We start from the raw sequence: 22,919 nt of genomic DNA, 5'->3' as shown, positions 1-22,919 counted from the left end.
GGGAACAACCACTCGAAGGAGCCCTTGGTGCCTCGTCTCTCGGGAGCCGGTCGGCCACGCCGCCGTGCCGCGCTCGCCATCCTCGTCACGCTGTTCCTGTCCGCGACGATCGCCCTCGTGGCGGCGCCGCCCGCCACCGCGGACGGTCCCGGGGTCGGCACCCCGTGGGTCGTCACCGTCGGCGACTCCTACATCTCCGGGGAGGCCGGTCGCTGGGCGGGCAGCTCCAACGCGTCCTCGTCGTACGCCGACGCGCTCGGCCCCTCGGCGTACCACGACAACGCCACCGGCACCGGCGAGGCCATCGCGCGCTGCCACCGCAGCAAGTCCGCCGAGGCGTTCATCGGCGGCGGCGTCAACGGGCTCAACCTGGCCTGTTCGGGCGCCAGGACGGGCACCTACACCGACTCGAACGGCCGGTTCAAGCCGGGCCTGGACTTCTACGACAACGCCGGGCAGAAGGGCCAGGCCCGGATGCTGCAGGACTTCGCAGCCGCCAACAACGTCAAGATGGTCGTCGTCTCGATCGGCGGCAACGACTTCAACTTCGGCGACATCGTCCAGACCTGCGTCAGCAACTTCCTGTCCTCCCCCTCGTGGTGGCCCGACTACTGCAACGACGACAGCTCGGTGACGTCCAACTTCACCACCTCCAACGTGACCGCGGTGCGCGCCAAGATCGCGACGGCGCTGACCAACGTGCGCACCGCGATGCGCAACGCCGGCTACGCCGACTCGTCCTGGACGATGCTGGTGCAGACCTACCCGTCCCCGATCCCGAACGGGTCGGGCTTCCGGTACTCGCAGAGCGGCTACACCCGGCAGAGCACCGGCGGCTGCGGCTTCTGGAACGCCGACGCCGACTGGGCCAACGCCACCGCACTGCCGACCATCAACAACACGGTCACCGCCGCGATCTCGCAGGCCGGCATCACCAACAGCAAGACGCTGAACCTGGCGAGCGCGTTCAACGGCCGCCGGCTGTGCGAGACGACCGTCGGCCTCTACGAGGAGAAGGGGCTCACGTCCTGGACCCAGCCGACCGCGGTCGACAAGACCGAGTGGATCAACCAGATCCGCACGGTCTCGACCTGCTGTGCCAACAGCCCGTACTACATCCAGGAGTCGCTGCACCCGAACTACTGGGCGCAGCTGGCCACCCGGTCCTGCGTGCGCCAGGCGTACAACGGCGGTACGCCGCGTGGCGGCAGCTGCACCATCGCCGGCACCGGCCTCGTCAACGGCGAGCCGCGGATGACCCTGAGCTGACCCGACGCTGACCCGCCCGAGTCTTTCGGGCGGGTCAGCGCTCAGCTCCGGGCGGGTCAGCGGGCGTCGGGGTGCCCGGTCGCCATGAACCGCTCCGGGTGCGCGAGCGGCTCGAACCCGAACCGCCGGTACAGGTCGTGCGCGTCCGCGGTCGCGAGCAGCACCCGCTTCAGCTGCAGCCCCTCGAGCTCGGCAGCCACCCTCTCCAGCAGCGCGGTGCCGACGCCCGACCCGCGGTGGTCGGGGGCGACGTACACGTCGCACAGCCACGCGAACGTCGCCCGGTCGGTGACCACCCGGGCGTAGCCGACCTGCTCGCCGTCGACGTAGGCGCCGACGTTGAGCGAGCCGGCGATCGCGCGCTCGACCACATCGCGGGAGCGGCCCAGCGACCAGTAGGCGTCGGTCGACAGCCAGTGGTGGATCCGGTCCACGTCGAGGCGCGCCGGATCGGTGGAGAGCTCCATCAGGCGGGTCCTGCCGCCTCGAGCTCGGCCGGTCCGTAGCGGGCGGCGGGCTGCCCGGTCACCAGCGCCCAGTAGCGGTCGCCGTAGGACCAGTGCCACCACTCGGTGGGGTAGTTGACCAGCCCCGCCGCGGTCATGGCCCGGGCCAGCTCGCGGCGCAGCAGCAGGGCCTCGCCGGTCACGTCGGGGTGCCAGGTGTAGCAGCGCCCGCCGCTGGCCTCGGGGGAGGCGTCGATGGGGCAGCCCATGTCGAGCTCCACGCCCTCGGGGGTGGTCAGCAGCACGTCGGCGGCCGCGCCGGCGCTGTGCGGGGCGACGTCGGGCGGGGACACGAAGCGGCTGGCCAGTCCCCGGATCTCCTCGTCCGGCAGGGCGGGGAGCTCGGCGCGCAGGCGGGCGGCGTACCGCTCGAAGTAGAGCCGCTGCAGGCGCGGGGGCCGGTAGCCCTCGTTGAGGACGAGCCGCAGGTCGGCCGGCAGGGCTGCCGCGGCGTCGGCCAGCCGGTCGGCCACCTCGCGACGCAGCCACCGGGCGGCACCCGTGCCGTCGTCCTCGCGGCCGTCGAAGGGCAGCCTGCTCGACGCGTCCTCCAACGGCTCGTCGATCGGCTGCACCGGGATCGAGGTGACGCGGGCGTCGCTCATCACGACGACGTCGGGCAGCCGGCTCACGAGCGCTTGGCGGGCCGCACGGTCTTGCCGTGCGAGGGACGGACGTCGGCGAGGCCGTCGAGGAAGCTGTCGGCCCAGGCCGCGACGTCGTGGGTGATGATCGTCTTGCGCATCGCCCGCATCCGGCGGGTCAGCTCGCGCTCGCTGGCGCCGTACGCCTCGAGGAGTGCCGACTTCATGCCGTTGATGTCGTAGGGGTTGACCAGCCATGCCTGCCGCAGTTCGTCGGCGGCGCCGGCGAACTCCGAGAGGACCAGGGCGCCGTCCTCCTCGAACCGGCAGGCGACGTACTCCTTGGCGACGAGGTTCATGCCGTCGCGGAACGGCGTGACGACCATGATGTCGGCGGCGCGGTAGAGGGCCGCCATCTCCTCGCGCGGGTAGGAGGAGTGGAGGTAGGAGATCGCCGGGCGGCCGATCTTGCCGAGGTCGCCGTTGACGCGGCCGACCAGTCGGTCGATCTCGTCGCGGAGGATGCGGTACTGCTCGACCCGCTCCCGCGACGGGGTGGCGACCTGGACGAAGACGGCGTCGTCGACGTCGAAGTGGCCGTCCTCGATGAGCTCGGCGAAGGCGCGCAGCCGCGCGTGGATGCCCTTGGTGTAGTCGAGCCTGTCGACGCCGAGGAAGACCTTGCGGGGGCTGCCGAGCGCCTCGCGGATCTCCTTGGCGCGCTGGGTGACGCTGTCGGAGCGCGCGAGCTCCTCGTAGCCGGCGGCGTCGATGGAGATCGGGAAGGCCGCGGCCTTCACCGTCCGCCCGTCGGGCAGGTAGACGAGGTCGCGGTGGGTCTTGTGGCCGACCCGCTGCCGGACCAGCCGGACGAAGTTCTGCGCGCCGCCGGGGAGCTGGAAGCCGATGAGGTCGGCGCCGAGCAGCCCCTCGAGGATCTGCCGCCGCCACGGCAGCTGCTGGAACAGCTCGTTGGGCGGGAAGGGGATGTGCAGGTAGAAGCCGATGCGCAGGTCCGGCCGCAGCTCGCGCAGCATCTGCGGGACCAGCTGCAGCTGGTAGTCGTGCACCCACACGGTCGCGCCGTCGCCGGCGACCTCCGCGGCCCGCTCGGCGAAGCGGCGGTTGACGTTGACGTAGGTGTCCCACCACTCGCGGTGGAACTCCGGCTTGGCGACGAGGTCGTGGTAGATCGGCCAGAGCGTGGCGTTGGAGAAGCCCTCGTAGAACTCCTCGAGGTCCTGCTCGCTCATCGACATCGGCACCAGCGACAGGCCGTTGTCCTCGAAGGGCTCGAGGTCGGTGTCGGTGCCGCCGGGCCAGCCGATCCAGACGCCGTCGTTGGCCCGCATGACCGGGTCGAGGGCGCTGACCAGGCCGCCGGGGGAGCGGCGCCACTCGGTGGTGCCGTCCGCCGCCGTGACCCGGTCGACCGGAAGCCGGTTGGCGACGATCACGAGGTTGGCGGAGTCGGTCACAGGTCTCACCTTATGCAGGTCGGGGGAAAGAGGTCCCCTGTCCGTACCCGGTGGGACGACGCGCACGCGGTCGTCAGGGCTGCCGGGGGGCCTCCTGCGGATAGGCGACGCCGACCTGCCGCCGCAGCGCGTCCATCGTCTCCATCAGCCGCAGCGTGCGGTCGTGCGGCGCGAGCGGGCTGTCGCGCAGGCCGAGGGCCAGGCAGCGCTGCACCTCGGCCGCCTCGTTCCCCAGCCCGCCGCCCAGCAGCGGCTCGATGCCCTCGATCCGGACGGGCTCGCCGCCGTGCGGGACCCACACGGCGTACGGCGGGTGGTGGAAGTCGGCGGGCAGCTCGACGCGGCCGGCGTCGGTGGCGAGCGTCGCGTGGCGCGGCGACCAGGAGGTCATCGAGGCGGTCAGCGCGGCGACGGCGCCGTCGGCGTGGCGGGTCGCGATCGCCACGTCGAGGTCGAACCCGGAGTCGCTGAGTCCGGCGACCGCGGTGGCCTGCTCGGCGGGCCCGAGCAGCAGGTCGGCGAGCGTGAGCGGGTAGACGCCCATGTCGAGCAGCGCGCCGGCTCCGAGGTCCGGCTCGACGAGCCGGTCGCCGGCGGGGCGGCTGACCACGAACCCGAGGTCGGCGTGGAGCTGCCGCGGCCGTCCGAACCGGCCGGCCTGCAGCTCGTCGCGGACGGCACGGATGACCGGGTGGCAGGTCATCCACATCGCCTCCATCAGGAAGCGGTCGTGCTCGGCGGCGAGGTCGACCATCTCCCGCGCCTCGGCGAGGTTGAGGGTGAGCGGCTTCTCGCAGAGCACGTGCTTGCCGGCCTCGAGGGCGAGCCGGGCGTGCTCGAGGTGCAGGGCGTGCGGGCTGGCGACGTAGACCACGTCGACCGACGGGTCCGCGACCAGCGCCTCGTAGGAGCCGTGCGCCCGCGTCCCGGAGTCGCCGTACTGCTCGGCGAGGTCGTGCGCGGATCCCTCGCTGCGCGAGCCGACCGCGGCGAGCCGGGCGCCGGGCACCTCCCGCAGGTCGCGCGCGAAGCTCCGCGCGATCCGGCCGGTGGCGAGGACCCCCCACCCGGTCGTGGCCTCCTGCGATGACATGCTCGTCCCCTTCCGACGGCCGCACATGGATGCGGCGAAGCCTGTCACGGCGACTCGCCGCAAACGAATCACATCGGTGTGGTTCGTAGCCCTACACTGGGGGCAGTTGGGTCGAGGTCACACATCAGGGGAGACGCCATGGACGCCGCGAACGCCCGTCATGCCACGGGGGCCACCGGAACCGAGGGTCACGCCGACGAGTCGACCGCGGCCGGGCTGAGCGACCGCGACCGCGACATCCTGGAGTTCGAGCGCCAGTGGTGGAAGTACGCCGGCGCCAAGGAGACGGCCGTCCGCGAGAAGTTCGACATGTCGTCGACCCGCTACTACCAGGTCCTCAACGCCCTGATCGACCGTCCCGAGGCGCTCGAGGCCGACCCGCTGCTGGTCCGCCGGCTTCGCCGCCTCCGCGCCGCCCGGCAGCGGCAGCGCTCCGCCCGCCGCCTCGGCTTCGAGCTCTGAGGAGCCACCGTGCGGGTCCGTGACGAGCGTGGCGTGGTGTTCCCGTCGCCGGTGGTGATGCTGAGCATCGTCGCCGTCGCAATGGCCGGGATCGCCTACGTCGCGACCCAGGGCCAGGACCCCACCGAGCGCGAGATCATCAGCGCGGCCCAGCCGGCGGCGCCCGCCGACCCGCAGCCCACGTTCAAGCCGGAGAAGATCGAGAAGAAGAAGCCGGCCAAGCCGCCGGTGAGGCGCAACCGCGTCTACGTCGAGGTCTACAACAACTCCGGCATCACCGGCCTGGCCGGACGCTACGCCCAGCGCGCCGGCGAGATCGGGTGGCGCGTGGTCGGCTCCGACAACTGGTACGGCACCATCCCCGCCTCCACCGTGTACTTCCCCGAGAAGCTCGAGCGCGAGGGCAAGCTGCTCGCGCTCGACCTCGGCATCCGCCGGGTGATGCCGGCGGTCGACGGCCCGATGAAGTCCGACCGGCTCACGGTCGTGCTCACCGCCGACGCCGCCAGCTGACCCGTCCCGGGGGTGAGACCCCCCGGCCTGCCACGCCGGTGACGTGGTTGGGTGGAACCCATGGAGTTCCGCTCCCCCGAGGCAGAGCACCGGTACGCCACCTTCGTCGCGGCCGCGTCGCGCGCGGTCTGCGGCTTCGACTTCGACGGCACGCTGTCGCCGATCGTCGAGGACCCGACCGAGGCCCACATCCACCCCGACGCGGGTCAGGCGCTGGCAGAGCTGGCGGACGTGGTCGGCGCGGTCGCGGTGATCACCGGCCGGCCCGCCCGTCAGGCGCTCGCCCTCGGCGGGCTCGACGAGGTCGGCGACGCCATCGGCGAGGCCGGCAAGGAGCTCTACCTGTTCGGTCAGTACGGCAACGAGCGGTGGAGCTCCACCAACCGCCGGATCGTCTCGCCGCGCCCCCCGCACGGCCTGTCGACCTTCCTCGGCAAGCTGCCGGGCGTGCTGCGTCGCCACGACGCCGGCGACGCGTTCATCGAGGAGAAGGGGCTCGCGGTCGCGGTCCACACCCGCCGGCTGCCCGACGCCGCGGCGGCGTACGACCGGCTGCTGCCGGTGCTGCGCGAGCTCGCCGCCGAGCACGGCCTGCGGATCGAGCCCGGCCGCCACGTCATCGAGGTCCGGGCGTCGGGGATGGACAAGGGCCAGGTGGTCCGCACCCTCGTCAAGGAGCTCGACGCCGGTGCCTTCCTCTTCGCCGGCGACGACCTCGGCGACGTCGAGGCGTTCGAGGCGGTCGCCGAGCTGCGCGAGCAGGGGCTGCCCACGCTGCTGGTCTGTTCCATGTCCGACGAGCAGAGCGCCCTCCTCCCGCTCTCCGACGTCGCCGTCCACGGCCCCGACGGGGTGCTGGACCTGATGCGCCAGATCGCCAAGGACGCCGCCTCCGCCTGAGGTTCGGGATCCGACATGACAGGGTCTCCGCGTGCCCACCTCGCTCCATGTCGACGAGATCCCCGTCGACCTCGCCCTCGTACGCCGCCTCCTGGCCGCGTCGGTGCCGAAGCTGGCGGACCGGCCGCTGACGCCGCTGCCGGCGACGGGCTCCTCGAACGTGCTCTTCCGACTCGGGGACGACCTGCTGGTCCGGGTGCCCCGGCAGCCCGGCGGCGCCGCGTCGATCGAGAAGGAGGCGCGCTGGCTGCCGCACGTGGCACCGGCGCTGCCGGTGGGGACGCCCGAGGTGGTCGCCGTGGGCGAGCCTGCGGCCGGGTACCCCGAGCGGTGGTCGGTCGTCCGGTGGGTCGAGGGCCAGACACCCGGTGGTCCCGGTGACGTCGCGCCGGCCGACCTGGTCGCGGTTCTGGAGGCCTTTCGCCGTGCCGAGGTGCCGGACGGGGCACACGCCGACGGTGCGCTGCGCTGGTACCGCGGCGGACCGCTCGCCGAGGTCGACGAGGACCTCCGGGAGACCCTCGTCGAGTGCCGGGAGCTGGCGTGGCTGGACCTGGACCTCGACGCGGTCGCGGCCTGCTGGGACCTGGCGCTCGACGCAGCCCGCTCCCGTCGGGCCCCGTCGCTGCGGTGGTACCACGGCGACCTGCTGGCCGAGAACCTCCTGGTGTGCGACGGCCGGCTCGCGGCCGTCCTCGACTTCGGGGGTCTCGGGGTGGGCGACCCGGCGGTCGACCTGATGGCGGCCTGGGAGGTCCTCGATGCCCCGGGTCGCCGGGAGCTGCGGGACGCGCTCGAGGTCGACGAGGCGACGTGGCTGACCGCCGCCGGCTGGGCGCTGCTGGTCGCCGTCGTCACCTTCCCGTACTACGGCGAGACCATGAAGTCGAGGTGCGCGAGCCGGCTGGCCATGGCGCGGGCGGTGCTGGAGGACCTCGGCCACTGACCGCATGCCGGACAGGTCGACCAGCATGTGGACCCGGCGTACGGATGGCGGGAACGGCGACCGTAGAGTTCTCACCAGCTCATCGAGAGGGACTGAGGGAACGGCCCGACGACGTCCCGGCAACCGCCACGATCCTCCCGCCGCAAGCGGCAGTCGTGGAAACGGTGCCAATTCCGGCCCGAGGCGAGGTCCGTCGCGGGGAAGATGAGAAGGAGGACACTCATGAGCACCCTCGTCGCCCACTCGACCGGCACGGACACCACCGACACCACCGGCGCCACGGGAACGACCGGCCTGCGGGAGGGCGCCTTCGGGCACGCCACCGCGCTGTCGTGCCGCGAGTGCGGGCACCGCACCGCGCTCGGCCCGTTCTACGCCTGTCCGGAGTGCTTCGGCCCGCTCGAGATCGCCTACGAGTTCCCGGCCGTCACCCGCGAGGAGATCGAGGCAGGACCCCGCAACATCTGGCGCTACAAGGCGCTGCTGCCGGTGCCCGCCGACATCGAGGAGAGCCCCAACACCGAGCCCGGCTTCACCCGGCTCCTCGAGGCCCGCAACCTCGGCCGCGAGCTCGGCATCGAGAAGCTGTGGGTGAAGGACGACTCCACCAACCCCACCAACTCCTTCAAGGACCGCGTCGTCGCCTGTGCGCTCAGCGCCGCCCGCGAGCTGAACGCGAAGGTCTTCGCCTGCCCCTCGACCGGGAACCTCGCCAACGCCGTCGCCGCCGCCGGCGCCCGCGCCGGCATCAAGACGGTCGTCTTCATCCCCGCGAACCTCGAGAAACCGAAGCAGGTCAACTCGGCGGTCTACACCGAGAACCTGGTCGCGGTGAACGGCAACTACGACGACGTCAACCGGCTCGCCTCCGAGATCGCCGGCGAGGAGGACGGCTGGGCGTTCGTCAACGTCAACGTCCGGCCCTACTACGCCGAGGGCTCCAAGACGCTCGGCTTCGAGATCGCCGAGCAGCTCGGCTGGCGGCTGCCCGACCAGGTCGTGATCCCGGTGGCCTCCGGGTCGCAGCTCACGAAGGTCCACAAGGCGTTCCAGGAGCTGATCGCGCTCGGGCTCGTCGAGGACAAGCCCTACCGGATCTTCGGGGCGCAGGCGAACGGCTGCTCGCCGGTCTCGGCCGCCTTCAAGGAGGGCCACGACGTCGTGCGGCCGGTGAAGCCGGACACCATCGCCAAGAGCCTCGCGATCGGCAACCCCGCCGACGGCGTCTACGTGCTCGACATCTGCCGCCAGACCGGCGGCGCCGTCGAGGACATCACCGACGACGAGGTGCGCGAGGGGATCCTCACCCTGGCCCGGACCGAGGGCATCTTCACCGAGACCGCCGGCGGCACCACCGTCGGCGTCACCCGCAAGCTCGTCGAGACCGGCCAGCTCGACCCGACCCTCGAGACCGTCATCATCAACACCGGCATGGGCCTGAAGACCCTCGACGCCGTCTCCGACTCGGTGGGCGCCGCGGCGACCATCGACCCGTCGTACGACGCCTTCGCGGCCACCGGCATCGCCTGACCAGCCCGACCACAGCTCAGACCAGCCAAGACCTGAACCGAGGAGCACCGACCGTGAGCGTCTCCGTCCGCATCCCCACCATCCTGCGCACCTACACCGGCGGGGAGTCCGAGGTGGCCGCCGAGGGCGGGACCCTCGCCGAGGTCCTCGACGACCTCGACGGCCGGTTCGCCGGCATCAAGGGCCGGATCCTCGACGAGGCCGGCCAGCTGCGGCGGTTCGTCAACGTGTACGTCGGCAACGACGACGTCCGCTTCCTCGACCACCTCGACACCGCCACCCCGGACGGCGCCCAGATCTCGGTGATCCCCGCGGTCGCCGGCGGCTGACCCGGACCGTCAGGCGGGGGTGGGGCTGCCGTTCCTCCCGTTGACGCCGTTCGCGCCGGTGACGTCGTCCGCGTCCTCGGTGTCCTCCCGCTCCTCCAGGCTGGCGGCGAAGCGGCGGCGCGCCCGGTCGAAGAGGTAGCCGGTCGCGAGGAACACGGTGCCGAGCACCACGAACAGCCACGCGCCCTCGACCAGCACGCCGAACACCTCGAACGCCTGGACGGTGGTGAAGCCCACCAGCGCCACGGTGGCCAGGGCCGTCAGTCGCCAGCTGTCGCGGATCGTGCCGAGCACGGCCACGCCGCCGGCGAGTGCGACGTACGCCGCGACGCTGACGCCCGCGTGCAGCCAGTCGACCACGGTCACCGGGTCGGCGGCGTCGGCGCCGGCGTCCCACAGCACCAGCACCACGGCGACCAGGCTGGCCACCAGCGCCCCGAGGGGCTCGAGCCGCCCGCTCTCCTGGGCGCCCGCCCCCGCCGCGATGAAGGCCACCGCCGCCAGCAGCGGTCCGCCGACCAGCCAGGCGTCCCAGGCGAAGTCCGCGCGGGTGCTGGTGGGCATCGCCGCGATGAAGAGCATCACCAGCGCGATGCCGGCGCCCACCTCGCGCCACGGCACGGCCAGGCTCGGCGACCAGCGCTCGTGGACCGCGGCCAGCGCGAGGCAGATCGTGGCCGCGACCCCCATCGCGATCACCAGCGCCAGCGCGGTCGGGTCCCCGGGGCCGAGCTCGCCGAACCACCAGCCGGCCAGCGCGCCGACACCCACGAGCAGCGGCGGGGCCGCGTGCCGCAGGTAGCCGTGGAGCAGCGCGCCGGCACCCCAGACGGCGAACAGCCACGGCTCGATGTCGACCTCGAACGAGAAGGCGGCCTGCAGCATGGTGGCGCCCCACGCGAACGCCGCGACCAGCCGCAGCGCGGCGACCACCGGGTTCGGGACGACGTCCTGCCAGCGCAGCGCGAGGGACTCGGCGGCGACCAGGGTCACCAGGAACACCGACCCGACGACCACGACGCGCGCCACCGGCGGGAGCTGGTCGAGGTTGACGCCGACCAGCCAGATCAGGCCGACGCCGACGAAGGCGGCGCCGAGGCCCAGCAGCAGCTTGGCGATGGTGAAGCGGCGGGTGACCTGGTAGCTCGCGAGGATCGCGTCGGCCTGGCCCTGCTGGAGGAGGCCCGAGGCCTCCCAGGCGCGGGCCTCGGCGTCGAGCCACTCGAGCTGGCGCGGCGACGCGGGGCGCGGGGGAAGGAGGGTGCTCATGGGCCCATCGTGACCCCGTGGCAGGGCGGACACATGGGTACGAGTGCTCAAATCCCCAAGGTGTGGAGCCTCCGGGCCAGGTGGCGACGCTCGGGAGCGTTGTCGCAGGCAGTCAGCGCGGCGGCGTACGCGTCCCTCGCCTCGGCGTACCGGCCGGCCCGCCGCAGCAGCTCGGCGCGTACGCCGGGCAGCCGGTGCCCGGGGAGCGCGCCCTCGGCGAGCCCGCCGGGACCGTCGAGCAGGGCGAGGCCGGCCAGCGGCCCGTCCGCCTCGGCGACCGCGACGGCCCGGTTGAGCCGGACGACGGGGGAGCCGGTGAGGGCCTCGAGCTCGCGGTAGCGGTCCGCGATCCGGGACCAGTCTGTGTCCGCAGCAGTCGGCGCGACCGCGTGCTCGGCCGCGACCAGGGCCTGCAGGAGGTAGGGCCCGGCGGGGGCGTCGACGTGCGGCCGGAGCAGCCCGAGCGCCTCGTCGACCTCGTCGTCGTGCCAGCGGCTGCGGTCCTGGTCCGGCAGCAGCACCAGCTCGCCGTCGGCCACGCGCGCGTCGCGGCGCGCGTGCTGGAGCAGCACCAGCGCGAGCAGGGCGTCGAGCTCGACCGACGGCGGTGCCAGCTCCCGCAGCGTGCGCACGAGGCGCACCGCCTCGCCCGCCAGGTCGGCGCGGAGGACCTCGTCGCCGGAAGGCGGCGCGTACCCGGCGGTGAAGGCGAGGTAGGCGACGTCGGCGGCCACCCGGAGCCGCTCGTGGAGCGCCTCGCCGGACGGCACCTCGAAGCGCTCGCCGGCGAGCCGCTTGCGGGCCCGGGTGAGCCGGGCCGCCATGGTCGGGACGCGGACGAGGAACAGCCGGGCGATGTCGGCGGTGGACAGGCCGAGGACCAGCCGCAGCGTGAGCGCCGCGGCAGCCTCGGGGGCCAGCGCCGGGTGCGCGCACAGCAGCACGAGCCGGAGCCGCTCGTCGCGCACCGCCCCGGCGGGCTCCCCGGCATCGGCCATGACGCGTTGCGCCTCCTCCTGCAGCTCGGCCTCGACAGCGAGCAGCGGCAGCCGGCGGGTCGCGGCCTCCTCCGAGCGCAGCCGGTCGACGACGCGGCGCCGCGCGGTGGTGAGCAGCCAGGCCGGCGGGTTGGTGGGGACGCCGCCGTCCGGCCAGGTGCGGGCGGCGGCCTCGAAGGCGTCGGCCAGCCCGTCCTCGGTCAGGTCGAGACGGCGGAACTGCGCGACGAGCAGGGCCAGCAGCCGGCCCCACTCGTCGCGCCAGGCGGCGTCGAGCGCGGTCCGCGCCGGCTGGTCGGACGCCGCGGTCAGGCCGGCCCCGGCATCACGACGAGGACCCGTCCCGGCACGCGCGCAGCTCGAGCGGGGATTCGTCCACGGCGAGCATCCCGACGCACTCCACGAGGTCGTCCAGGTCGTCGCTCTCGATCAGGTAGAAGCCCGAGAGCTGCTCGACCGCCTCCGCGTAGGGGCCCTCGGTGACGTGCAGGGCGCCGTCGCGGCGGCGTACGGTCCGGGCCTCCTTCGAGGGGGCGAGCTCCGCGCCGCCGGTGACCTTGTGGCCGCGGGCGGCCAGCGCGGCGGCGAACTCACGGTGCCGGTCGTAGGTCCGTTGCCGCTCGTCCTCGCTCCTGGCGGCCCACTGCTCCTCGTCGTCGGGGATGAGCAGGATGTACTCGGTCATGGGTTCCTCCCGTGCGTTCGTGGTGAGTCTGGCACCTCCATGACGGAGCCGGCCCGGGGAAATCGACAGCCGCCGGCCACCTTGTGTTGGCGGCCGGGTCGGCCGGGCATGGTTGAACTGCGCGGGTGAGCATCCTGCGCCGCTCGTCCGTGGTCCTCGGGGGCGCCGCCGTCGTCGGCGGCGGCCTGTCCCTGACGGCCCGCCACCTGCTGCGCCGCCAGGCGGCCGCGGCCCGACGGCTCATCGGGCACCCGCTCGGCGACGAGCCCCCGGACGCGGACCGGGTCTACAAGAAGAGCCTCGGCGACACCGTCGAGCTCGTCGTCCTGGGGGACTCGATCGCAGCCGGCCTCGGCGCCGAGACGGCCAAGGGCACGCTCGGCGCCCGCCTCGCCAAGGGCGTCCACAAGGCGGCGCGACGCTCGGTGCGACTGACCACCCTCGCGGTCGTCGGGTCGGAGAGCAGCGCGCTGGCCGACCAGCTCGCCTCGCTGCCCGCGGGGGTGCAGCCGGAGGTGGCGGTGATCGTGGTGGGCGGCAACGACGTGACCCACCGGGTGCCGGTCGCCGAGTCGGTGCGCCACCTCGTCGCCTGTATCGAGGGGCTGCAGGAGCTCGGCGCCGCGGTGGTGGTCGGCACCTGCCCGGACCTCGGCGCGCTGCGGCCGGTGCCGCAGCCGCTGCGGGCACTCGGCTCCCGGGCCTCGCGGCAGCTCGCCGCGGCGCAGCGGCGGGCGGCGCTGGAGTGCGGGGCGCGGGTGGTGTCCCTGGCCGACGTCGTGGGGCCGTTCTTCATCACCAACCCCGACGAGATGTTCAGCCTCGACCGGTTCCACCCCAGCGCGCACGGCTACAAGCGGACGGCCAAGGCGATGCTGCCGTCGGTGCTCGCCGCGCTCGGCGTGGTCGTCCGGATCCCGTTCGGGCACCACGCACCCGACCCCCCGGCCGCTCCCGAGCCTTCGGCGGCCGACGTCTAGGGTCGGAACGTGCCTGACGTACTGCTCGCGACCTTCAACCTGATGCCCGACGGCGAGCCGGGCGGAGACCACCTGCTGACCGCGCTTGCGCGACGCGGGGTCGACGCCCGTTGGGAGCGCTGGGACGACCCCGAGGTCGACTGGGCGGCTGCGCGGCTGGTGGTGGTGCGGTCGACGTGGGACTACCACCGTCGGCTCGACGAGTTCCTGGCCTGGGCCCGCCACGTCGAGAAGGTCACGACCCTGCTCAACGGTGCCGACGTGTTCACGTGGAACGCCGACAAGGCCTACCTCGCCGACCTCGGCGACCTTCCCGTGGTGCCGACCGACCTCCTCGACGACGCCAACCTGCTGCCCGGCCTCACTGCGGCACTGGCCGAGCACGGCGCCGTCGTCGTCAAGCCTCGTACCGGCGCCGGCGGCGTCGGTGTGGTCGTGGCCGAGAGCCTCGAGGACCAGCGGCTCGAGGGGCTCACCGCCTCCCCGTGGGTCGTGCAGCCGCTCGTCGAGTCGGTCCGCACCGAGGGGGAGACCTCGGTGTTCGTGCTCGAGGGGCACGCCACGGCCCAGGTCGACAAGCTGCCGGCCGAGGGGGAGATCCGTGTCCACGAGCTGTACGGCGGCGGGTCGCGCCCGGTGCAGCTCGATCCAGAGGCGCTCGAGCTCGCCGAACGCGCCGTGGCGGTGGTGGGCTCTCGCTTCGGCGAGGTGCCGGCGTACGCCCGGGTCGACATGATGCGCCACGACGGCCGGTTGGTCGTGAGCGAGCTCGAGCTCATCGAGCCGGGGCTCTACCTCGACGTGATCCCTGACAACGCGGCCGCCTTCGCCGACCTGCTCGCCGCCCGGCTGGCCTGATCCCGCCCGGCCGGTCGGAGCGGGAGGGCCCGCTGGACCGGCGGACGGATCGTTTGCACTCGCCCACCCCGAGTGCTAAACATTGAGCTGGCACTCTTAGCATGAGAGTGACAAACCGGATCGGTTGGTTGAGGTCCACCAGCGCCGGCGGGAAGGGTCCGCCGGGACAGCCGGATCGTCCGTCGCGGGCAGCCCTCCGACTCCGTCCACGAACTCTAGGCGTGAGGAATCGCAGGAGTTATGCCGAAGCTGATTGCGTTCAACGAGGAGGCCCGCCGCGGCCTCGAGCGTGGCATGAACACGCTCGCCGACGCGGTGAAGGTGACGCTGGGCCCCAAGGGTCGCAACGTCGTCCTCGAGAAGAAGTGGGGCGCGCCCACCATCACCAACGATGGTGTGTCGATCGCCAAGGAGATCGAGCTGGAGGACCCCTACGAGAAGATCGGGGCCGAGCTCGTCAAGGAAGTCGCCAAGAAGACCGACGACGTGGCCGGTGACGGCACCACGACCGCGACGGTCCTCGCCCAGGCGATGGTCCGCGAGGGCCTCCGCAACGTGGCCGCGGGTGCCAACCCGATGGGCCTCAAGCGCGGCATCGAGACCGCCGTCGGCGCGGTGTCCGAGCAGCTGCTCGGCATGGCCAAGGACGTCGAGACCAAGGAGCAGATCGCCGCGACCGCGTCGATCTCCGCCGCCGACACCACCGTCGGCGAGATCATCGCCGAGGCGATGGACAAGGTCGGCAAGGAAGGCGTCATCACCGTCGAGGAGTCGAACACCTTCGGGCTCGACCTCGAGCTCACCGAGGGCATGCGCTTCGACAAGGGCTACATCTCGGCGTACTTCGTCACCGACCCGGAGCGCATGGAGACGGTCCTCGAGGACCCCTACATCCTCATCGCCAACTCCAAGGTCTCCTCGGTCAAGGACCTGCTGCCGCTGCTCGAGAAGGTCATGCAGTCCGGCAAGCCGCTGGTCATCATCGCCGAGGACGTCGACGGCGAGGCGCTGTCCACGCTGGTCGTCAACAAGATCCGCGGCACCTTCAAGTCCGTCGCCGTCAAGGCCCCGGGCTTCGGTGACCGCCGCAAGGCCATGCTGCAGGACATCGCGATCCTGACCGGTGGCCAGGTCATCAGCGAGGAGGTCGGCCTCAAGCTCGAGAACGCCGGCGTCGAGCTGCTCGGCCAGGCCCGCAAGGTCGTCATCACCAAGGACGAGACCACCATCGTCGAGGGTGCCGGCGACGCCGCCCAGATCGAGGGCCGGGTCAACCAGATCCGCGCCGAGATCGAGAAGTCCGACTCGGACTACGACCGCGAGAAGCTCCAGGAGCGCCTCGCCAAGCTGGCCGGCGGCGTGGCCGTCATCAAGGTCGGCGCGGCCACCGAGGTCGAGCTCAAGGAGCGCAAGCACCGCATCGAGGACGCCGTTCGCAACGCGAAGGCGGCCGTCGAGGAGGGCATCGTCGCCGGCGGTGGCGTCGCCCTGGTGCAGGCTGCCGACGCGGCCTTCGAGAAGCTGGAGCTGGAGGGCGACGAGCTCACCGGTGCCAACATCGTTCGCGCGGCCACCGAGGCCCCGCTCAAGCAGATCGCGGTCAACGCCGGTCTCGAGGGCGGCGTCGTGGCGGAGAAGGTGCGCGGCCTCACGGCTGGGCACGGTCTCAACGCCGCCACCGGCGAGTACGTCGACATGATCTCGGCCGGGATCCTCGACCCCGCCAAGGTGACCCGCTCGGCGCTGCAGAACGCCGCGTCGATCGCCGCGCTGTTCCTCACCACCGAGGCCGTCGTGGCCGACAAGCCGGAGAAGGCCGCCCCCATGGGTGGCGACCCGACCGGCGGCATGGGCGGCATGGACTTCTGAGTCCCACCGCTCCGCGAGACGTCATACGAACCGAGCGCTATAGCGACCGGAACGTATGACGTCCGCCAGCACAAACAGCAGGGCCTCCGCTTCGGCGGGGGCCCTGCTGCCATTTCCGGGGCGAGGTTTCCGCAAGGATGGGGACGTGCCTGCCGAGACCGACGTCGCCGACCGCGGGCGGCGGGAGCGCTTCGAGCGGCTCGCCGGCGAGGTGATGGAGCCGGTGCGGCGGTTCCTGGTGCGGCGTTCCGACCCCGACACCGCGGAGGACGTGCTCGCCGAGACGCTGCTGGTGTGCTGGCGCCGCCTCGACGACGTGCCGGGGGAGGCGCTGCCGTGGGCCTACGGCGTGGCCCGCAACTGCCTGGCCAATGCTGAGCGCGGGGAGCGGCGTCGGCGCCGGCTGGCCGCCCGGATCGCCACCGTGGACCCGCCCCGCGAGGCCGCTCCGCCGGCGGCCGACCCCGACCCGGACCTGTCGGCGGCGCTGGCCAGGCTGCGCCCGCAGGACGCCGAGCTGCTGCGACTGTGGGCGTGGGAGCAGCTGACGCCGACCGAGATCGCGGCCGTCCTCGACCTCACCGTGAACGCCGCCAACCTGCGGCTCCACCGCGCCCGCGAGAAATTGCGGGAGGAGCTGCGAAAGCGGGGTACGGGGTCCGGACATGAAGGGACGACAGAGGGGAGGCGACGGTGACCGACCGTGACGACGAGCTGCGTGAGCGGCTGCGCGCGGCCGACCCTGCCGCCGACCTGCCGCCCACCGACCCGGACCGGGTCGCCCGACTCCTGGAGAGCACCATGAGCCACGACGTGACCGACGAGTCCCGCGAGACCGGCACCCACGACCGCAGCCCGCTCACCTGGGTGGTCGCGGCTGCCGCTGCGGTGGTGATCGCCGTCGCCGGCGGGTTCCTCTTCCTGAACGGCGACGACGGTGCCCAGGAGGTCGCGCCGTCCCCCGACGACACCAGCGTCACCCAGCTGCAGGCCCCGGCGCCCAACGGTGCCCGCTGCATGGTGCCGACCGCCGCGGTCCTGTCCAACGCCCAGGTCGCCTTCGACGGTGAGGTGCAGGAGATCAGCGAGGGCATGGTCACCCTCGCGCCCACCCAGTGGTACGCCGGCGAGGAGACCGACCTCGTGACCGTCACCGCGCCCGACCGCGACCTCGCCCAGCTGCTGGTCTCGGTGGAGTTCGAGGAGGGTGGCCGCTACCTGGTCGCCGCCAACGACGGGCAGGTCATGATCTGCGGCTTCAGCGCCCAGTACGACGACGAGCTCGCGGCCTTGTACGCCGAGGCGTTCGACGGCTGAGCCGGCCGGCCGCCGGGTCCCGGCTGCCAGACTGGCCGGGTGAGTGTGCACGGGCTGCTGCTGGCCGCCGGCGCCGGGACCCGCATGGGCGGGCCCAAGGCGCTGGTGCACGACACCGACGGGTCCTGGCTGCGGCGGGCCGCGGCGGTGCTGCGGGACGGCGGCTGTGACGACGTCACCGTCGTGCTCGGTGCCGGAGCCGGGCGCGCCCGCGACCTGCTCGCCGACGAGCAGGCCGGCGTCGTGGTCGCCGAGGACTGGGCCGAGGGGATGGGCGCCTCGCTGCGTGCCGGCCTGGCCGCCCTGGCCGGCGGGGACGCGGATGCTGCGGTGGTCACCCTTGTCGACCTGCCCGACCTGACCGCCGAGGTGCTCGCCCGGCTGCTGGCCACCGGCGCCGACCGGGCCACGCTGGCCCGCGCGGCGTACGACGGGGTGCCCGGCCACCCAGTGGTGCTGGGCCGCGACCACTGGGGGGGTGTGCGTGACACCGCCACCGGCGACCGGGGCGCCCGCGACTACCTCGCCGGCCGCGAGGTCCGGCTGGTCGAGTGCGGCGACCTCGCCACCGGCGCCGACCGCGACACCCCTGCCCCCCACACCCCCGACCCCACCGCCCCGTGACCCACCGGATCCGGCTGCAGCCGCTGACCCGCGCCCGCGTGGGCTCCCTGGGCGGCGCCGGTGCCCGCTGGGTCGACCGGCTGCCCGGCCTGCTCGCCGAGCTCACTGAGTGCTGGTCGCTCACGCTGGGGCGCGGCCTGCCCGGCGGCAGCGCGTCGTACGTCGTCGCCGCCCGGACCGCCGACGGCGACGAGCGGGTGGTCAAGGTGCTGGTGCCCGACGGTGACCTCGCCGACGAGAGCCGGGTGCTCGGCCCCGCGGACGGCCACGGCTACGTGCGGCTCCACGCCCACGACGCCGAACGTCGCGCGCTGCTGCTCGAGCGGCTCGGCACCTCGCTCGAGCACACGCCGCTGCCTCCGGAGGAGAAGCTGCGGGTGCTCGCGGCGACGCTGCGCGAGGCGTGGCAGCTGCCGCTCGACCACGCCCAGGCCGTCGCGCCCGGCGAGGACCGCGCCTCGGTGCTGCACCGGCTGATCACCGACCTCGACCGGCGGCTCGACCACGCCGCGCAGCCACGGGCCGTCGAGCACGCGCTGCGGCTCGCGGAGCGCCTGGCCGCGGACTTCGACCCGGCGGCCTGCGTCGTAGCCCACGGCGACCCGCACCCGGCGAACGCGCTGCGGCTCCCGGCGCCGCGGCCGGGCGGCGGATCCGGGTACGTCTTCGTCGACCCCGACGGCGTCCGCGCCGACCCGGCGTACGACGCGGGCGTGGCGCTGCGCGACTGGAGCGGGCGGCTGCGCGGCGCCGACGCCCGGGGCGTGCTCGAGGGGTACGCCCGGGTGCTCGCCGACGGCACCGGGCTGCCCGAGCAGCGGATCTGGGACTGGGGGTTCGTCGAGCGGGTCTCGACGGGGCTCTACGTCACCTCGTTCGGTGCGCCGAAGGTCGGGGCGCCCCTGCTGGAGACCGCGGGCGCGCTCGTCTAGGCGCGGCGGATCCGGATCGCGCCCCGTGCGGTCGACGGGTCGACCACCCGGCCGCCCTGGGTGATCTCGACCTCGCCCGCCGCGACCAGTCGCCGGGCCGCCCGCCGCGCCGGCTCCATCAGGTCGCGCCAGCCCTCGTCCTCACCGGAGTCCACGGCCCGCGCCGCGTCGGACGGGCAGATCGTGGCCCCGCGGGCACGCCGGCCGAGCAGGTCGAGGATCGCCGCCTCCAGGGCGCGGTCGGTGGCGGTCACGCCGTGGCGGCGGCAGGCGGTCGAGCAGTAGCGCACCTGGTCCCAGTCGCGCTCCCACTTCTTGCGCCACAAGATCTCGCGGCCGCAGGAGGCGCACATTTTCGGCTCCCGGTCGTCGCCGCCCTCGCCACTGGTCCTGCGCGCCCTGCCCACCCGGACAGTGTCCAACCCCCGGCCAACACCGCCCGCATAGTCTGGGCGCATGGACGACCAGAGCGAAGCATCCGCCGACCTCGCGGGTGCCGGCGTCCCCGACGTCGCCGCCGTGGCCGAGCGGCTGGGCCGCACCGGCTACCTGTGCGACGACGCCCTTGCCACGGTCGTCTACCTCGCGCTGCGGATGGAGCGGCCGCTGCTGCTGGAGGGCGAGCCGGGCACCGGCAAGACTGCCCTGGCCGAGGCGGTCGCGGAGGCGCTCGACCTGCCGCTGGTGCGGCTGCAGTGCTACGAGGGCATCGACGCCACCCAGGCGCTCTACGACTGGGACTTCCCGCGCCAGATCCTGCACCTGCGGGCCCTCGAGGCGGTCGCGGGTGCCGCGGCCGACAGCACCGTCGAGGAGGCCGAGAAGAGCCTGTACGACGCCCGCTTCCTGCTCGCCCGGCCGGTGCTGCAGGCGCTCCAGGAGAGCCCTGCCGTGCTGCTGGTCGACGAGGTCGACCGAGCCGACGACGAGTTCGAGGCGTTCCTGCTCGAGGTGCTCTCGACGTACCAGGTGACCATTCCCGAGCTCGGCACCGTCCGCGCCGCGACGCCGCCGATCGTCGTGCTCACCTCCAACCGCACCCGCGAGCTCCACGACGCCCTCAAGCGGCGCTGCCTCTACCACTGGATCGAACACCCGGGCCTCGAGCGCGAGCTGGAGATCGTGCGCTCCCGTGCCCCCGAGGTCAGCGAGGCGCTCGGCCGGCAGGTCGTGCAGCTGGTCCAGCAGCTGCGGCAGCGCGGCGACCTGCTCAAGCCGCCCGGGGTGGCCGAGACGCTCGACTGGGCGCGGGCGCTGCAGCACCTCGGCACCAGCGAGGTCGACCTCGCCGCGGCCTCGGCGACCCTCGGGGCCCTCGTGAAGTACCGCGAGGACAGTGAGCGGGTGAAGCAGGCCCTCGACCGGATGCTGCAGCCATGACCTCAGCCGCGCCCGCTGCGCCCCCTGCCCGGCACCACGCCGACGAGCTGCTGCTCGGCTTCACCCGGGCGCTTCGGGCCGCGGGCGTGCCGGTCACCCAGGACCGGGCGCAGTCGTTCCTGCGGGCCGTCGCGGTGGTGGGGCTCGACGACCAGCGGGCCACCTACACTGCCGGCCGCGCGACGTTGTGCGCCGGCCCCGACGACCTGGCCCGCTACGACCAGGTGTTCGAGGCGTGGTTCCTCAGCCGCGACGGGCTGCCCCGGCCGCGGTCCGGCGCGCCGTCGCAGTCGCCGGTGCTCGGCTTCCCGGACGCGGAGCCCGAGGGTGGTGAGGGGGAGGCCGACGACCAGGAGGTGGTGCGGGCCGCGGCCAGTGCCACCGAGGTGCTGCGCCACCGCGACGTGGCCGCCATGTCCGCCGCCGAGAAGCAGCGGCTCGCCGCGATGTTCGCGACCCTCGAGCTGCGGCCGCCCGTCCGGCGTACCGCCCGGCACCGCGCCTGGCACCGCGGCGAGGTCGACGCCTCCCGCACCCTGCGGCGCAGCCTGCGCCGGATGGGGGAGCCGGGCGAGATCGCGTGGCGGCGTCGCGGCACCCGCGCCCGCCGGGTCGTGCTGCTCGTCGACGTGTCCGGGTCGATGAGCGCCTACGCAGACGCGCTGCTCCGGCTGGCGCAGCGGTGGGTGGCGACCGCGCCCGGCGCGGTCGAGGTGTTCACCGTCGGCACCCGGATCACCCACGTCACCCGGGCGATGCGGCACCGCGACCCCGAGCGCGCGATCGTCGCCGCCGGCGAGACGGTCCCCGACTGGTCCGGCGGCACCCGGCTGGGGGAGACGCTGCGGTTCTTCCTGGACCGCTGGGGGCAGCGGGGGATGGCGCGCGGCGCCGTGGTCGTGGTCTTCAGCGACGGCTGGGAGCGCGGCGACCCGGAGCTGCTCGCGACCCAGATGGCGCGGCTGCAGCGGATCGCGCACCGCGTCGTGTGGGTCAACCCGCACCGCGGCAAGCACGGCTACGAGCCGGTCCAGCAGGGCGTCGTGGCCGCGCTGCCCCACATCGACCACTTCGTGGCCGGGCACTCCCTGGCCACCTTCGCCGAGCTGACGGAGCTGGTGTCCCGTGCGTGACGTCCTTCCCGAGCTGCTGACCTGGTGGCGCGCCGGCGAGACCGTCGGCGTCGGCACCGTGGTCGCGACCTTCCAGTCCGCCCCGCGCCCCGCCGGGGCCTCGATGCTCGTCGGCCCGGACGGCAGCGCCGTCGGGTCGGTGTCCGGCGGCTGCGTCGAGGGCGCCGTCTACGAGCTCGGCGAGTCCGTCGTCGAGTCCGGTGTCCCCGTCCTGCAGCGGTACGGCGTCTCCGACGACGACGCGTTCGCCGTGGGGCTGACCTGCGGCGGCATCCTCGACGTGTTCGTCGAGAAGGTGAACCGCCAGACCTTCCCCGAGCTCGGCGAGATCGCCGGCGACGTGGAGGCCGGCCGGCCGGTTGCGCTCGCCACCGTCATCGAGCACCCCGACCCGGCCTGGCTGGGGCGGCGGATGGTCGTGCGGCCGGATGGGGCCGACCGGGTAGTTCGTGACGATCGGGTCGCGGAAACGGCCGATGAGCGACCCGAACGTCACGAACTATCCGCATCCACGGGAACCCTCGGCAGCGCCCGGGCCGACGACGCGGTCCGCGACGACGCGTTGGGGCTGCTGGCGGCGGGCCACAACGCGACGCTGACCTACGGGCCCGACGGCGAGAGGCGGGGCGAGGGCATGCGGGTCTTCGTGTGGGCGTTCGCGCCCAAGCCGCGGATGCTGGTCTTCGGCGCCATCGACTTCGCGGCCGCGGTCGCCCGGGTGGGGAGCTTCCTCGGCTACCACGTCACCGTGTGCGACGCCCGGCCGGTGTTCGCGACCCGCACCCGCTTCCCCGACGCCGACGAGGTCGTCGTCGAGTGGCCCCACCGCTACCTCGGGAAGCAGGTCGAGGCCGGCACGATCGACCAGCGGACGGTGATCGCCGTGCTCACCCACGACCCCAAGTTCGACGTGCCGCTGCTCGAGGTGGCGCTCCGGCTGCCCGAGGTCGCCTACGTGGGCGCCATGGGCTCGCGGCGCACCCACGAGGACCGGATGGCGCGGCTGCGCGAGGCCGGGCTGACCGACGAGGAGCTCACCCGGCTGTCCAGCCCCATCGGCCTCGACCTCGGGGCCCGCACCCCCGAGGAGACGGCCATCAGCATCGCCGCCGAGATCGTGGCGGGTCGCTGGGGCGGCTCCGGGGAGCGGCTCAGCAGCACCCGGGGCCGGATCCATGGGGCGGCCACCCACCAGCTCGACGCGCCGCCCGCCGTCCGGGACTGACGGTGCGGTCGCCGCGGCACGTTCGTCCTGCGGGACTGG

Annotated in this window: 25 protein-coding genes and 1 riboswitch; of the genes, 17 read left to right on the top strand and 8 right to left on the bottom strand. The window is 73.6% G+C overall.

Annotated features, from left to right (window positions below; genetic code table 11):
• Nucleotides 1-27 precede the first annotated feature (27 nt).
• Nucleotides 28-1,269, top strand: coding sequence for a hypothetical protein (locus ACFP2E_RS05450; protein ID WP_378521588.1), 1,242 nt, complete (start codon nt 28-30; stop codon nt 1,267-1,269).
• 56 nt (nt 1,270-1,325) lie between these two features.
• Here the strand turns inward: ACFP2E_RS05450 and ACFP2E_RS05445 are convergent, their stop codons facing one another.
• The 4 genes from ACFP2E_RS05445 to ACFP2E_RS05430 all read right to left on the bottom strand — a co-directional run bounded on the left by ACFP2E_RS05445 (nt 1,326) and on the right by ACFP2E_RS05430 (nt 4,930).
• Nucleotides 1,326-1,736, bottom strand: a complete 411-nt coding sequence (locus ACFP2E_RS05445) for a GNAT family N-acetyltransferase (RefSeq protein WP_378521587.1) — start codon at nt 1,734-1,736, stop codon at nt 1,326-1,328.
• Entirely contained in the window at nt 1,736-2,407 is a 672-nt protein-coding gene (locus tag ACFP2E_RS05440; RefSeq protein ID WP_378521586.1) for a M15 family metallopeptidase, read from the bottom strand. Before ACFP2E_RS05440 ends, ACFP2E_RS05445 begins: the two co-directional genes overlap by 1 nt.
• Nucleotides 2,404-3,837 carry a trehalose-6-phosphate synthase gene (locus ACFP2E_RS05435; RefSeq protein WP_378521585.1) on the bottom strand — a complete coding sequence of 478 codons (1,434 nt, stop codon included), beginning with the start codon at nt 3,835-3,837 and terminating at the stop codon, nt 2,404-2,406. Before ACFP2E_RS05435 ends, ACFP2E_RS05440 begins: the two co-directional genes overlap by 4 nt.
• 73 nt (nt 3,838-3,910) lie before the next feature.
• Nucleotides 3,911-4,930 (bottom strand): Gfo/Idh/MocA family protein, encoded by a 1,020-nt coding sequence (locus ACFP2E_RS05430; protein ID WP_378521584.1) that lies wholly within the window; start codon nt 4,928-4,930, stop codon nt 3,911-3,913.
• A 138-nt stretch (nt 4,931-5,068) separates the two neighbouring features.
• Between ACFP2E_RS05430 and ACFP2E_RS05425 the strand changes: the two genes are divergently transcribed.
• The 6 genes from ACFP2E_RS05425 to ACFP2E_RS05400 all read left to right on the top strand — a co-directional run bounded on the left by ACFP2E_RS05425 (nt 5,069) and on the right by ACFP2E_RS05400 (nt 9,610).
• Entirely contained in the window at nt 5,069-5,392 is a 324-nt protein-coding gene (locus ACFP2E_RS05425) for a DUF3263 domain-containing protein (protein WP_378521583.1), read from the top strand.
• Between the two features lie 9 nt (nt 5,393-5,401).
• Nucleotides 5,402-5,905, top strand: coding sequence for a LytR C-terminal domain-containing protein (locus tag ACFP2E_RS05420; RefSeq protein ID WP_378521582.1), 504 nt, complete (start codon nt 5,402-5,404; stop codon nt 5,903-5,905).
• Between the two features lie 60 nt (nt 5,906-5,965).
• Nucleotides 5,966-6,805, top strand: coding sequence for a trehalose-phosphatase (gene otsB / locus ACFP2E_RS05415; RefSeq protein WP_378521581.1), 840 nt, complete (start codon nt 5,966-5,968; stop codon nt 6,803-6,805).
• A gap of 31 nt (nt 6,806-6,836) precedes the next feature.
• Nucleotides 6,837-7,751 (top strand): aminoglycoside phosphotransferase family protein, encoded by a 915-nt coding sequence (locus ACFP2E_RS05410; RefSeq protein WP_378521580.1) that lies wholly within the window; start codon nt 6,837-6,839, stop codon nt 7,749-7,751.
• 76 nt (nt 7,752-7,827) lie between these two features.
• Nucleotides 7,828-7,962: riboswitch (SAM riboswitch) on the top strand.
• Nucleotides 7,963-7,973: 11 nt separating this feature from the next.
• Entirely contained in the window at nt 7,974-9,281 is a 1,308-nt protein-coding gene (thrC, locus tag ACFP2E_RS05405) for a threonine synthase (protein WP_378521579.1), read from the top strand.
• A gap of 53 nt (nt 9,282-9,334) precedes the next feature.
• Nucleotides 9,335-9,610 (top strand): MoaD/ThiS family protein, encoded by a 276-nt coding sequence (locus ACFP2E_RS05400; protein ID WP_378521578.1) that lies wholly within the window; start codon nt 9,335-9,337, stop codon nt 9,608-9,610.
• 9 nt (nt 9,611-9,619) lie between these two features.
• On the opposite strand, the gene ACFP2E_RS05395 is transcribed toward ACFP2E_RS05400, so the two are convergent.
• From ACFP2E_RS05395 to ACFP2E_RS05385, 3 genes are all read right to left on the bottom strand, one after another.
• Nucleotides 9,620-10,879 (bottom strand): DUF2157 domain-containing protein, encoded by a 1,260-nt coding sequence (locus ACFP2E_RS05395; RefSeq protein ID WP_378521577.1) that lies wholly within the window; start codon nt 10,877-10,879, stop codon nt 9,620-9,622.
• A 47-nt stretch (nt 10,880-10,926) separates the two neighbouring features.
• Complete coding sequence (locus tag ACFP2E_RS05390) at nt 10,927-11,877, bottom strand: RNA polymerase sigma factor (protein ID WP_378521576.1); 951 nt, start codon at nt 11,875-11,877, stop codon at nt 10,927-10,929.
• A 325-nt stretch (nt 11,878-12,202) separates the two neighbouring features.
• On the bottom strand, nt 12,203-12,562 hold the full coding sequence (locus ACFP2E_RS05385; RefSeq protein WP_378521575.1) for a YciI family protein: 360 nt from the start codon (nt 12,560-12,562) through the stop codon (nt 12,203-12,205).
• Between the two features lie 125 nt (nt 12,563-12,687).
• Between ACFP2E_RS05385 and ACFP2E_RS05380 the strand changes: the two genes are divergently transcribed.
• From ACFP2E_RS05380 to ACFP2E_RS05350, 7 genes are all read left to right on the top strand, one after another.
• Nucleotides 12,688-13,542: an SGNH/GDSL hydrolase family protein gene (locus tag ACFP2E_RS05380; RefSeq protein ID WP_378521574.1), complete on the top strand. Its 855-nt coding sequence runs from the start codon at nt 12,688-12,690 to the stop codon at nt 13,540-13,542.
• Between the two features lie 9 nt (nt 13,543-13,551).
• Nucleotides 13,552-14,400 (top strand): RimK family alpha-L-glutamate ligase, encoded by an 849-nt coding sequence (locus ACFP2E_RS05375; protein ID WP_378521573.1) that lies wholly within the window; start codon nt 13,552-13,554, stop codon nt 14,398-14,400.
• A 240-nt stretch (nt 14,401-14,640) separates the two neighbouring features.
• Nucleotides 14,641-16,269: a chaperonin GroEL gene (gene groL / locus ACFP2E_RS05370; protein WP_378521572.1), complete on the top strand. Its 1,629-nt coding sequence runs from the start codon at nt 14,641-14,643 to the stop codon at nt 16,267-16,269.
• A 145-nt stretch (nt 16,270-16,414) separates the two neighbouring features.
• Nucleotides 16,415-16,966 (top strand): RNA polymerase sigma factor, encoded by a 552-nt coding sequence (locus ACFP2E_RS05365; RefSeq protein ID WP_378521571.1) that lies wholly within the window; start codon nt 16,415-16,417, stop codon nt 16,964-16,966.
• Nucleotides 16,963-17,586 carry a hypothetical protein gene (locus ACFP2E_RS05360; protein ID WP_378521570.1) on the top strand — a complete coding sequence of 208 codons (624 nt, stop codon included), beginning with the start codon at nt 16,963-16,965 and terminating at the stop codon, nt 17,584-17,586. Before ACFP2E_RS05365 ends, ACFP2E_RS05360 begins: the two co-directional genes overlap by 4 nt.
• A 39-nt stretch (nt 17,587-17,625) precedes the next feature.
• Nucleotides 17,626-18,210 (top strand): NTP transferase domain-containing protein, encoded by a 585-nt coding sequence (locus tag ACFP2E_RS05355; RefSeq protein WP_378539286.1) that lies wholly within the window; start codon nt 17,626-17,628, stop codon nt 18,208-18,210.
• Nucleotides 18,207-19,142, top strand: coding sequence for an aminoglycoside phosphotransferase family protein (locus ACFP2E_RS05350; protein ID WP_378521568.1), 936 nt, complete (start codon nt 18,207-18,209; stop codon nt 19,140-19,142). The genes ACFP2E_RS05355 and ACFP2E_RS05350 overlap by 4 nt, the downstream gene beginning before the upstream one ends.
• Here ACFP2E_RS05350 and ACFP2E_RS05345 read toward each other — a convergent pair.
• Complete coding sequence (locus tag ACFP2E_RS05345) at nt 19,139-19,495, bottom strand: DUF3253 domain-containing protein (RefSeq protein ID WP_378521567.1); 357 nt, start codon at nt 19,493-19,495, stop codon at nt 19,139-19,141. The genes ACFP2E_RS05350 and ACFP2E_RS05345 overlap by 4 nt on opposite strands.
• Nucleotides 19,496-19,598: 103 nt before the next feature.
• Here ACFP2E_RS05345 and ACFP2E_RS05340 point away from each other — a divergent pair, with 103 nt between their 5' ends.
• The 3 genes from ACFP2E_RS05340 to ACFP2E_RS05330 are packed head-to-tail and all read left to right on the top strand — an operon-like array spanning nt 19,599 to nt 22,880.
• Complete coding sequence (locus tag ACFP2E_RS05340) at nt 19,599-20,522, top strand: AAA family ATPase (RefSeq protein WP_378521566.1); 924 nt, start codon at nt 19,599-19,601, stop codon at nt 20,520-20,522.
• Complete coding sequence (locus ACFP2E_RS05335; protein ID WP_378521565.1) at nt 20,519-21,655, top strand: VWA domain-containing protein; 1,137 nt, start codon at nt 20,519-20,521, stop codon at nt 21,653-21,655. The genes ACFP2E_RS05340 and ACFP2E_RS05335 overlap by 4 nt, the downstream gene beginning before the upstream one ends.
• The gene (locus ACFP2E_RS05330) at nt 21,648-22,880 is read left to right on the top strand and encodes an XdhC family protein (RefSeq protein ID WP_378521564.1); all 1,233 of its coding nucleotides are present in this window, start codon (nt 21,648-21,650) and stop codon (nt 22,878-22,880) included. The genes ACFP2E_RS05335 and ACFP2E_RS05330 overlap by 8 nt, the downstream gene beginning before the upstream one ends.
• Nucleotides 22,881-22,919 lie beyond the last annotated feature (39 nt).

It is taken from the genome of Nocardioides sp. GCM10027114 (assembly GCF_042659625.1).
Taxonomy (GTDB): Bacteria; Actinomycetota; Actinomycetes; order Propionibacteriales; family Nocardioidaceae; genus Nocardioides.
The sequence above is the reverse complement of the archived record's forward strand: the minus strand, read 5'-3'. Positions and strand labels throughout refer to the sequence as shown.

Excerpts from the sequence above, each read along its gene's own strand:
- ACFP2E_RS05445 (WP_378521587.1), bottom strand. The coding sequence starts at position 1,736 with ATGGAGCTCTCCACCGATCCGGCGCGCCTCGACGTGGACCGGATCCAC.
- ACFP2E_RS05430 (WP_378521584.1), bottom strand. The coding sequence starts at position 4,930 with ATGTCATCGCAGGAGGCCACGACCGGGTGGGGGGTCCTCGCCACCGGC.
- ACFP2E_RS05425 (WP_378521583.1), top strand. The coding sequence starts at position 5,069 with ATGGACGCCGCGAACGCCCGTCATGCCACGGGGGCCACCGGAACCGAG.
- otsB (WP_378521581.1), top strand. The coding sequence starts at position 5,966 with ATGGAGTTCCGCTCCCCCGAGGCAGAGCACCGGTACGCCACCTTCGTC.
- thrC (WP_378521579.1), top strand. The coding sequence starts at position 7,974 with ATGAGCACCCTCGTCGCCCACTCGACCGGCACGGACACCACCGACACC.
- ACFP2E_RS05395 (WP_378521577.1), bottom strand. The coding sequence starts at position 10,879 with ATGAGCACCCTCCTTCCCCCGCGCCCCGCGTCGCCGCGCCAGCTCGAG.
- ACFP2E_RS05390 (WP_378521576.1), bottom strand. The coding sequence starts at position 11,877 with ATGGCCGATGCCGGGGAGCCCGCCGGGGCGGTGCGCGACGAGCGGCTC.
- ACFP2E_RS05385 (WP_378521575.1), bottom strand. The coding sequence starts at position 12,562 with ATGACCGAGTACATCCTGCTCATCCCCGACGACGAGGAGCAGTGGGCC.
- groL (WP_378521572.1), top strand. The coding sequence starts at position 14,641 with ATGCCGAAGCTGATTGCGTTCAACGAGGAGGCCCGCCGCGGCCTCGAG.
- ACFP2E_RS05345 (WP_378521567.1), bottom strand. The coding sequence starts at position 19,495 with ATGTGCGCCTCCTGCGGCCGCGAGATCTTGTGGCGCAAGAAGTGGGAG.
- ACFP2E_RS05340 (WP_378521566.1), top strand. The coding sequence starts at position 19,599 with ATGGACGACCAGAGCGAAGCATCCGCCGACCTCGCGGGTGCCGGCGTC.
- ACFP2E_RS05335 (WP_378521565.1), top strand. The coding sequence starts at position 20,519 with ATGACCTCAGCCGCGCCCGCTGCGCCCCCTGCCCGGCACCACGCCGAC.